This is a genomic window from Actinophytocola oryzae (assembly GCF_004364325.1).
Classification (GTDB): Bacteria; Actinomycetota; Actinomycetes; order Mycobacteriales; family Pseudonocardiaceae; genus Actinophytocola; species Actinophytocola oryzae.
In genome coordinates, this window is sequence record NZ_SOCP01000007.1 from 35,697 (window position 1) to 47,970 (window position 12,274).

Here is a 12,274-nt window from a genome sequence, read left to right on the forward strand (position 1 = left end):
GTTGGGGGAGCGGTGCCGGAGTCCGTCTCGCGTCCGTCCGGGGCCGTCCTGGTCCCGGACCGGGTCGCGCGGTCCGTGCGGGCACTGGGCGCGGCGGGGGAGAGGTGGCTGGCCGGGCTGCGGGGTCTGCTCGCGGAGCTGGAGGCCGAGTGGTCGATCACGGTCGGCGGCTCGCTGGCGGGCGGTCAGGCGGCCTACGTCGCCACCGTGGTGGGCCGCGATGGCAGGCAGGCCGTGCTCAAGGCGGCCATCCCGATGGGCATCGACGCGCTCACCCCGTTCGAGCGGGAGCTGACCGCACTGCGGCTGATGGGTGGTGATCCGTACGCGGAGCTGCTCCGGTACGACGTGGGACGGCGCGTGCTGCTGCTCGAACGCCTCGGCGAGCCGATGGCGGCCCTGGGCTGGCCGCCGGAGCGACAGGCGGACGCGCTGGTGGGCATGGCCGCCAGGGGCTGGCGTCCGGCGCCGGCCGACGTCGGGCTGCCGACCGGGGCCGAGGCGGCGCGCTGGCTGGCGGACTTCGTCGCCACGACGTGGGAGCGACTGGGCGGGCCGTGCCCGGAGGCGACCGTGGACCTGGCCGTCCGGTGTGCCGCGGCGCGGGAGGCGGCGTTCGACCCGCGCCGGGCGACGCTCGTGCACGGGGACGTGCATGCCTTCAACGCCCTGCGGTCCGGGGCGGGGTTCCGGCTGGTCGACCCGGAAGGGCTCGTCTCCGAGCCGGAGCACGACCTGGGCGTGATCCAGGCCCGGGGCGTCCAGGCCTGGACCGACGACCTCGCGACGAGTGAGCCCCGGCAGGCGCTGGAGGTGCTGACCCGCCGCTGCGCACGAGCCGGGCGACAGTCCGGGACCGACCCGGCGGCGATCTGGCAGTGGGCGTTCACGGAACTGGTCTCCACCGGGCTGTTCCTGCTGAGCCTCGGCCACACCACCGAAGCGGAGCCGTTCCTCGCCGCGGCGGACAACCTCACGACAGCCACGCCGGGCGGATCGCCGTGACCCGTGCCAGCAGAAGATCAGCGGGCCGATCACGGCTTGCCACTCGGTCAGTTCGGCAGTCCGTCGGCGTACCTGCCCGCGGTCGGAGTAGAACATGGTCAGCGTCATGGTCGCGGTGAAGAACACGGCCGGCACGAGGGTCGCGCCCATCATGATCGTGCTCGTGGGAGGACGCGCGGGGCGAGCACCCGTCCACGAGGCACTCCGGCGTGGACTCGGTGACGGGAGTGGTCCGCGACCCGCGGCGCCCATGACGACCTCGCTGCCCGAGAGCTGCACCTGGTCGGGTCGGTGACCTCACCGACCCGACCTGCGCCCCCGAGGTGGCGGGACGCGGCCATCAACCGGAGCGTGGTGGTGCCGGATGCCCCCGGCGCCACCACGGGGGGATCAGGTGGTCAGTCGTGGTCCCGTTCGGTGATTGTCAGTACCGGTACGTCGTCCTTGATGCCGATGGTGACGTGCCGTCCGCCGCGTAGGTCACCAGAGAGCAGGGCGTGGGAGAGTCTGCGGTCGACCTCCCTCGCGATGACGCGGCGCAGCGGCCGGGCGCCGTACTCGGGCACGTAACCCGACGACGCCAGCCACGACAGTGCCGTCTCGTCCACCTCCAACGTGATGTCCTGTTCCCGCAGGCGTTCGCGGGTGTCCTCCAGCAGCAGTGCCGTGATCCGGCGCAGCTGTTCGGCGTCCAGGCCGCGGAACAGGATGATCTCGTCGAGCCGGTTGAGGAACTCCGGCCGGAAGTAGCGGCCCACGGTCGCCAGCAACGGCTCCCGCACCTGCTCCACCCCGACACCGGACATCGCGGCGGCCAGGAGTTGGTCCGCGCCGATGTTGGACGTCATGATGATCACCGTGTTGGCGAAGTCGGCGGTACGGCCGTGCGCGTCGGTCAGCCTGCCCGCGTCCAGCACCTGGAGCAGCGTGTTGAACACCTCCGGATGTGCCTTCTCGACCTCGTCCAGCAGTATCACCGAGTACGGCGTGCGCCTGACGGCGTCGGTGAGCCTGCCGCCGTCCTCGTAGCCCGCGTAGCCGGGCGGCGCACCGGTCAGCCGCGTCACCGTGTGCTCCGCCGCGAACTCGCTCATGTCCAGCCTGACCAGCCGGTCGGCCGACCCGTACAGCGACTCGGCCAGCGCCCGCGCCACCTCCGTCTTGCCCACGCCGGTCGGCCCCAGGAACAGGAACGACCCGATGGGGCGCCTCGGGTGTTTCAGCCCCGTCCTGCTCCGCCGCACGGCGTCCGCCACCGCCTCCACCGCCTCCTCCTGCCCCACGATCCGCCGGTGGAGCTGCTCCTCCAGGTGCAGCAACCGGTGTCGTTCGCTCTCCGTCAGCTGCGCGACGGGGATGCCCGTGCTGCGCGACACGACCTCGGCGACGTCGTTCGCGTGGACCTCCGGGGCGCTCGCCAGCGCCGCCCTGGCCGCGTACAGCTCCTCGATCGCGTCGGCCAGTCGCTCGTCGTCCTCCTGTTCCAGGCCGCGAACCCGTGCCTCGAGCGCCTCGAGGTCCGGCGCAGCCGACTTCTGCCGCAGCCGCACCCGCGCGCCCGCCCGGTCCACCAGGTCGATCGCCTTGTCCGGCAGGAACCTCTCGGTGACGTACCGCGCCGACAGCTCCACGGCCGCCACCACCGCCTCGTCGGTGATCCGGACGACGTGGTGGCGTTCGTACCGCCCGCGCAGCCCCTTGAGCATCGCCACGGCCTCCTGCGCCGACGGCTCGTCCACCACCACGGGCTGGAACCTGCGCTCCAGCGCGGCGTCCTTCGCGATGTGGCGCTGGTAGTCCTCGGCGGTGGTGGCGCCGATGACCTGCAACCGGCCGCTCGTCAACGCAGGCTTGAGGATGTTCGCCGCGTCCATCACCGCGCCCTCGGCGCTGCCCGCGCCGATCACGGTGTGCAGCTCGTCGATGAACAGCACGATCATCCGGTTGGTCGCGGTGACCTCGTCGATGACGCCCTGCAGCCGCTCCTCGAACTCGCCCCGGTACTTCGAGCCCGCCACCACGGCCGCCAGGTCGACGGAGATCAGCCGGCGGGCACTGAGCGTGGGTGGCACGTCTCCGCTCGCGATCCGCGCCGCGATGCCCTCGACGATCGAGGTCTTGCCCACGCCGGGGTCGCCGACCAGGACGGGGTTGTTCTTGCTGCGGCGCGACAGCACCTCGACGATCTCGTCGATCACGTCGTCCCGGCCGATCACCGGGTCCAGCGCGCCGTCCCTGGCCGCGGCGGTCAGGTCGCGGCCGAAGCGTTCCGCCCGGCGGGTCTCCGAGCCCGGGGGTCCGAGACCGGCGAACAGTCGGCCGACCAGGCCCTCCAGGGGATTGGGCCCGAAGCCGAAGAAGTCGTCGGCCATGTCTCGCCACCTCTTCCGTGGAGCTGCTGTATCACCAATCCTCCTCGCTCGGAGGGCGGGTGCAACCGCGCCGACGAGGGCTGGTGTGACCCTGGTCATGTTCGGCCGGTGAACCTGGTCCGGGGGACGTGCGTCCTTGCGACGTGGCCGAGGATTTACGCATAACGGAAAACCCGCCTGCGAGCGTGGCCGGCTCGCCTCGCGTCAGCCTGCGGGAACGAGCCAGGGACTTCGTCCTGGCACCGTCCTCGCGACGGCACTGGCAGGTCGTCGGCGTCAGCCTCGCCGTCGTCGTGGTCCTCGAACTCGTCCTGGTGCCGACGTTCCACAACCACTTCATCGACCTGCACGCGTACTGGCAGGGCAACGCCGCCTGGTCGCAGGGGCGTGATCTCTACGGTTCCCTGTCGTCGCGCGCGGTGGGCTGGGTGCCGGACTTCATCTACCCGCCGTTCGCGCTCATCGCGCTCGCGCCGTTCACGCTGACCTCGTTCGCGGTCGCGAAGGTGACGATCGTCGTCGCCAACGTGGCCTGCCTCGCCGTCAGCGGCTACGTGGTGCTGCGGCGGCTTCGCCCGACCGCGCCGGTGTACACGACGGTTCGCCTGGTCGCGGTGGCCATGCCCGTGCTCGCGGTGCTGGAGCCGGTCCGGACCACCGTCGGGCTCGGGCAGATCAACATCCTGCTGATGACCGCGGTACTCGTGGACTGCCTCGCGCCGACGACACGCCTGCCCCGCGGCGTCCTGGTCGGTCTCGCCGCGGCCGTGAAGATCACCCCGGCCGCGTTCCTGCTGTTCTTCCTCCTGCGCAGGGACTACCGGGCGTTGGCGACCGCCGCGATCACCACGGTCGTCGCCACGGGCGCGGGTTTCGCCCTGGCACCCCGCGAGTCGACGCGGTTCTTCCTCGGGGGCGTGCTGTTCCAGCCGCACCGCGTCTCCGGGCCCGCGACCAGGGAGAACCAGACCATCGCGGCGTCGTTGAGCCGGCTCCACCTGCCCGACGGCGCGCAGCTGGTCGCGCGGGTCGTGCTCATCCTGGTCGTGCTGGTCGCGGGCGCGATCGCGATCCGGTACGCCGACCGGCTGCCGGCCGTGCTGGCCACCGCGACGGTGGCGCTGCTGGTGTCGCCGCTGTCCTGGGTCGCGCACTGGGTGTGGTTGGCGATGGCCTGGTTGATGATCGCCCACCACGTGTTCACCACGCTGGCCGACGAGACGGCGAGTACGCGGCGCCGGCGGTGGGCCGTCGTGGTGCCGGCGGTCGCCTCCGTGGCCTTCGTGGTGTCGCCACACGACCTCGCGTCGCAGAACGGCCCGTCCTGGTCGCCGTGGGAACACCTGGTGGTCCACACGTATCCGGTCGTGGCCATCGCGTTCCTGGTCGTCGCCGCACGCCTGGCTCTCCGTCGCAGGCACGCCGGCACCGCGGCGCCGAGCTGATGCGGGTGGTGCGGGGTCTGGTGCATGCTGTCGGCCGTGGTCGGTGAGCTTCCCGACAGTGCGCGGCGCAACCCGGAGCGGCTGCAGTACTCGCTCTACAAGACCGAGGCGCCGCTGCGCCACGCACAGATGCCCGCCGGACCGGACATCCGCATCAACCGGCGGCTGCGCTACGGCACCCTGGCCGACCTGACGGTGATCGACACGCGCTCCTACCGCGACGACCAACCGTGCGGCGACGGCGACGGTGTGGACTGCGCGGACCGCCTCGACCCGAACCGCACGATCCTCGGTGCCGCGCAGCGGGACTGGCTGCTGACCGGGCTGTCCCGGTCACGCGCGCGGTGGCAGATCCTCGGCAACCAGGCCCCGATGGGCCAGACCGACCGCGACGTCCGCAACCTGGTGGTGATCACCGGCGACCGCCACCAGAACTACGCGTGGGACCTCAAGCGCGACTACGCCGACCCGACCTCCCCGACGGTCGCGTCGGAGTTCGTGGGCACGTCGATCACCAGCGGCGGCGACGGCGCCGACATGAACACCGACGGCGTGAACTTCCTGGCGGCGAACCCGCACCTGAAGTTCTTCAACGCGCAACGCGGGTACGTGCGCGTGAACGTCGACCGACAGCGGTGGCGGAGCGACTTCCGGGTACTGCCCCACGTCCAGCAGCAGGGCGCGCCGGTGACCACACGCGCGAGCTATGTGGTCGAGGACCGGGTGCCGGGCGTGCAGCAGGCCTGACCGGGCCTGGTGGCGACTGCTGTGCGGCCACCGGCGCCCAGGACGAACGCACGCGCGGCCGGTCCGACCAGCCGCGGGTGCAGCCGCTCGCGGAAGTCCTGGAGCCACCGGTAGGAGAGTCCGTCGGGGGCGTCGTCCAGTCCGCAGAACACGGCCACGTTGCTCGGCGAGCGGGACCTCGACCAGGCCCAGCCGTTCGGCTACCGGGCCGAACCGGCGACGGACAGCCGACTCGGACGTCGCGCCCTCGCGCCCCTCGCGCCCCGTGTGCCGATCGTGCCAACCGGCGGGCGCGCGGTGTCCCGCGAGACCGGCGCAGTGTCCACCGACCGACCAGGTCCGCGGCCTCGGCGTCAGAACAGGGTCGCCGGCTCGACCGGTGCCGGCTCGGGCAGCGCCTCGAGGTCGGGCACCAGTGCCCGCACGTCGTCGTGGAAGCGGCGGGCGAGTGCCGGCGCGTCGTCGTTGTCGGGGGTGTGGAGGAAGACCGTCGGCGACCGGCCCTCGTGGAGCCAGTCGGCGACCACCCCGGTCCACGGCCGCCAGCCCTCGACCGTCTCCTCCACCGAGTCCCGGCCCAGGTAGCGGACGATGGGCCGGTCGGTCAGGGCCCGTGTCCGCCGGGGCACCCGCGGTTTCTTGGTCCAGGTCTCCTGCTCGATCTCGCTGACCGGTGGCCGCGCGAAGAAGACCGTCGTGTCGAACGGCACCCACTCGGCGTCCGCGTCGGCCAGCGTGCCCTCCAGCAGCGTCGTCGCGGCCGCGTCGGTGAAGAAGGCGGGGTGGCGCACCTCCACGGCGCGTCGGCGGTCGAGGGGGAGCCTGCGCAGGAAGCGGCCGAGGGCCTCGACGTCCGTGGGGCCGAACGAGCCGGGCAGCTGGGTCCACAGGACCGCCCGCTCACCGAGGGGCTCGACCGCGTCCAGGAACGCCCGCATCTCGGCCTCGACACCGGCGAACCGGCGCTCGTGCGTGACGACCTTGGGCAGCTTGACCACGAACCGGAAGCCGGGGTCGGTCTGCTGCGCCCAGGTCGCGACCGTGCTCCTGGCGGGGGTCGCGTAGAAGGTGGTGTTGCCCTCGACCGCGTTGCACCAGCCCGCGTAGGCCCGCAGGCGCTCCCTGGGCGGCAGCGACTGCGGCAGGAACCGTCCCGGCCACGCCTTGTGTGTCCACATCGCGCAGCCGACGTGAAGACGTGCCACGCCACCCCTCTCCTGTCGGTCGTAGGTCAAACCCTACCCGGGCAGCGGTTCCGGGAGCTGACGGTCGTGGACGCGGCGGAGCACCAGCTGCGCGACCAGCGCCCCGCACAGGCACAGGAACATGTCCCACTGGGTGTCCCACACGTCGCCCTGCGTGCCGAGGAAGTCGTCGGCACCGGCACCGAGGACCACGGCCGAGGCCCATTCCACGAACTCGAAGCACGCCGCGACCGACAGGCACACCGCCGAGGTGAGGGTGAACGTCCAACCACCCCGCCGCAGCGGCGTCAGCCGCAACAGCAGCTCGCGCACCAGAATCGCGGGCACGAAGCCCTGCACGACGTGCGCGAAGCGGTCGTAGTCGTTGCGCCGGGTGTCGAACAGGTCCCGGAACCAGTCACCGAGCGGCGTCCTGGCGTAGGTGTAGTGCCCGCCGTAGCAGAGGACGACCGCGTGGCCGACCAGCAGCCACAACACCAGCCGCGTCAGGGGAAGCCGGTGCCGGGTGAGGATCACCAGCGGCGCCCCGACGAGGATCCAGACGACCTCGAGCGCCCACGTGCCGAGACTCCTGGCACCCACCGCCGACCACACCAGCGCGACCACGAGAATCCCGACGAGCACGACACCCTCACGACGGGGGACACCCATCGCAACACTGTGCCGCATCCCGTGGCGGCACGCAGATCGTGGGAGGCCGAGGAAGCCGGGCGGTCCGTTCAACTCGCGTCCAGATTTCTTCCAAACGCGGACCGTAACGTCCCGCCCGTGAATTCACGCGGACAGATATTCACGGCATGATGGAGTTCCGCCTACTCGGTGACATCGAGGCCTACGCCGAGGGTCGACCGGTCGACATCGGTTACCTGCAACGAAGATGCATTCTGGCGATGCTGCTGACCGAACCCAACCGCGTGGTTCCGGTGGAGCGCATCGTCGGACGCGTCTGGGAGGATCGGCGCCTGCCGAAGAATCCGCGTGGCGCGGTCCAGTACAACATCACCATGTTGCGGAAGGTGTTGGCGCGGCAGGTGTCGATAGTGTGGCAGGACCACGGCTACCGGCTCGCGGTGCGACCGGAGACCGTCGATCTGCACCACTTCGACCAACTGGTCCACCGCGCCCGCACGGTCGACGACGACCACGCGGCCGCGTTGTTCGAACAGGCCCTCGGGCTGTGGCGGGGACAACCGTTCGCAGGCGTGGACCTGTGCTGGTTCAACGAGGTCCGCGTCACCGCGACACGGCGACGCGACGCGGCCTGGCTCGACCTGATCGACGTGCAGCTGCGGCGGGGCAGGCACACGGAGATGCTCGCCGAGCTGTCGGACTGCGTGGAGCGCGACCCGCTCGACGAGCGCCTCGCCGCCCAGTACCTGGTCGCCCTGTACCGCTGCGGGCGTCCCGGCGACGCGCTGGCCCACTACCAGCGGCTCCGGCAGCGCCTCGCCGAGGAGCTGGGTGCCGACCCCGGCACGGCGCTCCAACGCGTGCACCAGCAGATCCTCACCACCGACCCGGCACTGGCGGTGCCCGCGCGCGTGGCCCCGGCGACCCGTGTGCCCCTGCCCCGCCAGCTGCCCGCACCGCCCCGGCCGTTCGTGGGCCGGTCCGTCGAGCTGGCCCACCTCGACGCCGCACTCGGCGAACCGGACGACACGGTGCCCGTCTCGGTGATCTGCGGCGCCGCGGGCATCGGCAAGACCTGGCTCGCCCTGCACTGGGCACACCGGCACCTGGACCGTTTCCCCGACGGCCAGCTGCACGTGGACCTGCACGGCTTCGGCCCCGGCGGGAACCTCGTGGCTCCGGCCACGGCGTTGCGCGGGTTCCTGGACGCACTCGGTGTCGAACCCGCCGCGGTGCCGCCGGAGACCGGCGCCCAGATCGGGTTGTACCGGAGTCTGCTGGCAGGCAGGCGCGTGCTGGTCGTGCTCGACAACGCCCGCGCCACCGCACAGGTCGCCCCGCTGCTGCCGGGGAGTCCGACGTGCGCGGTGCTGATCACGAGCCGCCACCGCCTGGACGACCTCACCACCGCGCACGGCGCCCGGTCGCTCCGGCTGGACCCGTTGGGCGACGCGGAGGCGCGGGAGCTGCTGGCACGCGGCATCGACCGGGACCGGGTCACCTCGGAGCCCGGCGCCGTCACCGAACTGCTCACCCGCTGCGCGGGACTGCCGCTGGCGATCGGGATCGTGGTCGCCCGCGCCTGCCGCTATCCCCGGTTCCCGCTCGCCGTGTTCGCCGAGGAGCTGCGCGACCACAACGGTCGGCTGGACGCGTGGACGACCGGCGACAGCCGGCTCGACCTGCGGGCACTGCTGTCCTGGTCGCACCACGCCCTGTCGCCGCCTGCCGCGACCGCGTTGGGACTGCTGGGAATGGCGCCGGGGGAGGACATCGGCCTGGCCGCCGCGGCGAGCCTCCTCGCGCTGCCCACCGCGCAGGCCCGCCTCGTGCTGCGTGAGCTCGAGGACGGACATCTGCTGGAGCAGCACGTCCCGAGCCGCTACCGCATGCACGACCTCGTCCGCCTCTACGCACTCGACCGCGCCTGCCACGACCAGCCGGAACAGAGCCGAGGCGGGGCACTGCGACGGCTGGTCGACCACTACGTCCACACCGCGTTCGCCGGTGACCGTCTGCTGAGACCCCTGCTGTCGCCGGTCGAGCTCACACCGCCCGCCGGCGGCTGCCTGCCGCACCCGCCGCGGGACCAGCGCGCCGCCCTGGCCTGGTTCACCGCCGAGCTTCCCAACCTGCTGGCCGTCCAGCACCTCGCGGCCGAGCACGGCTGGCCCGCGGCCGTCCACCAGCTGGCGCGGCTGCTGACCACGTTCCTGTACCGGCAGGGCCGTTTCCACGACGTGCTCACCGTGTGGCGGGCCGGGCTCGCCGCGACCGAGCAGCTGGCGGAGCCGTTCCTCGAGGCCGGCGCCCACCAGCTCCTCGGCGCGGTCCTCGCCGAGCTGGGTGAGGACCGCGCCGCACTGTGGCACCTCGGTCGTGCCGAAGCCCTTGGCGACGCGGCCGGGCAGGCCGACACCCACCACGCCCTGGGCAGGTTCTGGTCGCTGCGAGGCGACCACCGGCGTGCGCTGACCCATGCCGACCGAGCGCTGCGGCTGTATCGCACCCTCGGCGTGCAGGCGGGCGAGACACGTCAGCTCACGGTCATCAGCTGGTACCACGCACAGGCAGGCGACCACGAGAGTGCCGCCGCCGCGGGGGAGGTCGCGCTGGCGTCGGCACGACGTCACGAGCACCGCGAGGACGAGGCGATCGTGCTGGGCCTCTTCGGCTTCCTCGCACAACACGCGGGCCGCCTCGTAGCCGCCGTCGAGTGGTACCGGCAGTCCCACGTGCTGTTGCACGAGGTCGGCAGCACCTATTTCGAGGCAGGCGCCCTGGATCTCCTGGGACAGGCCCATTCGGCACTCGGTCGGGCCGACCTGGCCCGCCCCGCGTGGGAGCGGGCACTGGAGCTGTGCCGCGCGCAGCACCGCGCCGGGGACGTCGAGCGGCTCCAGCGTCGGCTCGACGCCATCGAGCCGTCAACCCGCACACCCACCAGCGCACAAAGCGGCACAAAAGACCTGCCAAAGCGGGTTCTCGGATGCTGGTCGGGCGGCGTCGCGGCGCCGTTGAACTCTTCACCTCTCCAGGAGGACGTCATTTCATGAAATCCATGTCGAGCTGGTTACGGAAAGCGTCGGTCGGGGCCGTGACGGTCGCCGCCGTGCTGGTCGCCTCGCTGCTCGCCGTCGCGCCCGCCCAGGCGGCCCCGTCGCCCGGCAAGGCCGACGCGTCATGGGCGACGGTCGCGGCCGCGCCGGGCGAAGCGGGCACCAGGGCCATCTGCTCTCCGCCGACCCGCCTCACCACCCAGGCGATCTGGTACGACTGCACCGTCTTCTCCGGGCAGTACATCCAGGCCTGGATCGTCTGCAGCGGCTACATCTACTTCAGCGACCTGATCGGCGAGGGATCGTGGTACATCGTCGGCACCTGCCCGCCAGGAACGCTGCGTGACGACGAGGGCATCATCTACTACGAGTGAGCGTGCGACGCCTCGACCTTCACTCCGGTGACCGGGGGTGGGGAAACGCCTCGGCGTCTCTCCACCCCTCCGGCCGCACGGGTTACCCGTTCGGCCGCCGGACCAGCGGGACCACGTCGCGACGGCTTGCCACGCCGAGCTTCTGGTAGACGCGGCCAAGGCAGTTGTCCACGGTGCGGGCGGAGAGCCGCAGCCGCCTGCCGATGGCCGAGCTGGTCATCCCGTCGGCCACGAGCAACGCCACGTCCCGCTCACGTCTGGTCAGGCCGGCCAGTGCGGGCGTCAGCCTCAGCAGGGGAGTGGCCGCATGGGGGAACGCGGTGGGAACGGCCCGCTGGTTGCGGATGGCCGCCGCGGCGGTCGTGGCCTCCGCCGCGAGCAGGTCGAAACCCAGGCTGGTGAACGCGGCCGCCGCACGGTCCAGTCCGTGCACGTCGGCGCGGGCCAGCGCGGCTGCCGCGGCGGCCATCGTCGGCGCCAGCCTGCCCTGCACCACACCGGCGAGCGTCGCGAGCCTGCGGTGTGCCGACTGGGGGTCGCCGAGGCGTGCCACGTCGTAGCGCGCCACGGCCTCGACGGCGAACTGCCCGTGGGCCATGGCGACGTCGGCGGCGGCGTCCGCCTGCCTGGCGGCGAGCGTGGTGTCACCGCCTGCCGCCGTGACCCAGGCCTGGCTCAGCCCGGACAGCGGGATGAACAACCGGCCCACCGGCGCCTCGGCGGCCAGCCGCAGGGTGTGCTGCGCCTCGGTCCGCTCACCGCACACGGCCCTGGCCGAGGCGAGCCAGGACAGGCACGGCGCCAGCATCCGGTAGGGGTCGTGCGTCCCGAGCAGTCCCACCGCGACGTCCAGGGACGCCACCGCGGCGGCAAGGTCGCCGCGTGCGTTCTCGACCACGCCACGCAGCATCGACCAGCCCGCGGTCGCCGCGGCGTTCCCGTCGGCCACGGCCGCCCGGTGTCCGTTCTCGGCGATCACCCGCGCGTCGCCCACCTGGCCGGCCAGTACCAGCGAGAAGCACTGGACGTAGCCGATCAGGGCAAGCTCCCACTGGGCCGGCCCGGCCTGCCCGATGGCGACCCACACGCGGTCGAACCGTCCGGAGAGGCTCGCCCCGACCACCGCCGTCGCCAGCGCGGGGATCACCGCCGCGCGGGGTGCGGTCCGGTCGCGCAGCACCCGGTCCGCCTCGGCCAGCGCCGACGCGGTGCGCCCGTCCAGCAGCATGAGCCCGGCTCGGTACGCCGCGGCGACCGGACCGTCGACCTCGGACAGCATCCGTGCCGCGGCACTGACATCGTCGCTGCGCCAGTACCGGGTGGCCGCCGAGGTCACCGCCCACCGAGTTCGGTGCGTTTCGGCGGCAACCTGATCCGAGCGCACCATCGCATCCACGAACCCAAGGTAGAACCGCCCCGTAAGTTGGGCATAAGTCC

At 72.3% G+C, this 12,274-nt stretch carries 10 protein-coding genes; 6 read left to right on the forward strand and 4 right to left on the reverse strand.

All coding sequences use genetic code 11. The features are described 5' to 3' along the window. The first annotated feature begins 12 nt into the window (after positions 1 to 12). On the forward strand, positions 13 to 1,005 hold the full coding sequence (locus tag CLV71_RS20290) for an aminoglycoside phosphotransferase family protein (RefSeq protein WP_133904403.1): 993 nt from the start codon (positions 13 to 15) through the stop codon (positions 1,003 to 1,005). Between the two features lie 94 nt (positions 1,006 to 1,099). Then, positions 1,100 to 1,300: a hypothetical protein gene (locus CLV71_RS20295; protein ID WP_133904404.1), complete on the forward strand. Its 201-nt coding sequence runs from the start codon at positions 1,100 to 1,102 to the stop codon at positions 1,298 to 1,300. A gap of 103 nt (positions 1,301 to 1,403) precedes the next feature. Here CLV71_RS20295 and CLV71_RS20300 read toward each other — a convergent pair whose 3' ends face one another. After that, positions 1,404 to 3,377 (reverse strand): ATP-dependent Clp protease ATP-binding subunit, encoded by a 1,974-nt coding sequence (locus CLV71_RS20300; RefSeq protein ID WP_243866604.1) that lies wholly within the window; start codon positions 3,375 to 3,377, stop codon positions 1,404 to 1,406. A gap of 185 nt (positions 3,378 to 3,562) precedes the next feature. Here CLV71_RS20300 and CLV71_RS20305 point away from each other — a divergent pair, with 185 nt between their 5' ends. Both CLV71_RS20305 and CLV71_RS20310 read left to right on the forward strand, forming a co-directional pair. After that, positions 3,563 to 4,822 (forward strand): glycosyltransferase family 87 protein, encoded by a 1,260-nt coding sequence (locus CLV71_RS20305; protein ID WP_166664176.1) that lies wholly within the window; start codon positions 3,563 to 3,565, stop codon positions 4,820 to 4,822. Positions 4,823 to 4,846: 24 nt separating this feature from the next. Then, positions 4,847 to 5,569 (forward strand): alkaline phosphatase D family protein, encoded by a 723-nt coding sequence (locus tag CLV71_RS20310; RefSeq protein WP_133904407.1) that lies wholly within the window; start codon positions 4,847 to 4,849, stop codon positions 5,567 to 5,569. Positions 5,570 to 5,922: 353 nt separating this feature from the next. Here the strand turns inward: CLV71_RS20310 and CLV71_RS20315 are convergent, their stop codons facing one another. Further along, positions 5,923 to 6,747 carry a DUF72 domain-containing protein gene (locus tag CLV71_RS20315; protein WP_133904662.1) on the reverse strand — a complete coding sequence of 275 codons (825 nt, stop codon included), beginning with the start codon at positions 6,745 to 6,747 and terminating at the stop codon, positions 5,923 to 5,925. A 60-nt stretch (positions 6,748 to 6,807) separates the two neighbouring features. Further along, positions 6,808 to 7,425 carry a DUF2238 domain-containing protein gene (locus CLV71_RS20320; RefSeq protein WP_243866605.1) on the reverse strand — a complete coding sequence of 206 codons (618 nt, stop codon included), beginning with the start codon at positions 7,423 to 7,425 and terminating at the stop codon, positions 6,808 to 6,810. Positions 7,426 to 7,571: 146 nt separating this feature from the next. Here CLV71_RS20320 and CLV71_RS20325 point away from each other — a divergent pair, with 146 nt between their 5' ends. Next, on the forward strand, positions 7,572 to 10,460 hold the full coding sequence (locus CLV71_RS20325; RefSeq protein ID WP_133904409.1) for an AfsR/SARP family transcriptional regulator: 2,889 nt from the start codon (positions 7,572 to 7,574) through the stop codon (positions 10,458 to 10,460). Continuing rightward, positions 10,457 to 10,837, forward strand: coding sequence for a hypothetical protein (locus CLV71_RS20330; protein WP_133904410.1), 381 nt, complete (start codon positions 10,457 to 10,459; stop codon positions 10,835 to 10,837). The genes CLV71_RS20325 and CLV71_RS20330 overlap by 4 nt, the downstream gene beginning before the upstream one ends. Positions 10,838 to 10,919: 82 nt before the next feature. Here CLV71_RS20330 and CLV71_RS20335 read toward each other — a convergent pair whose 3' ends face one another. Beyond that, positions 10,920 to 12,173 carry a helix-turn-helix transcriptional regulator gene (locus CLV71_RS20335; RefSeq protein WP_133904411.1) on the reverse strand — a complete coding sequence of 418 codons (1,254 nt, stop codon included), beginning with the start codon at positions 12,171 to 12,173 and terminating at the stop codon, positions 10,920 to 10,922. Positions 12,174 to 12,274 lie beyond the last annotated feature (101 nt).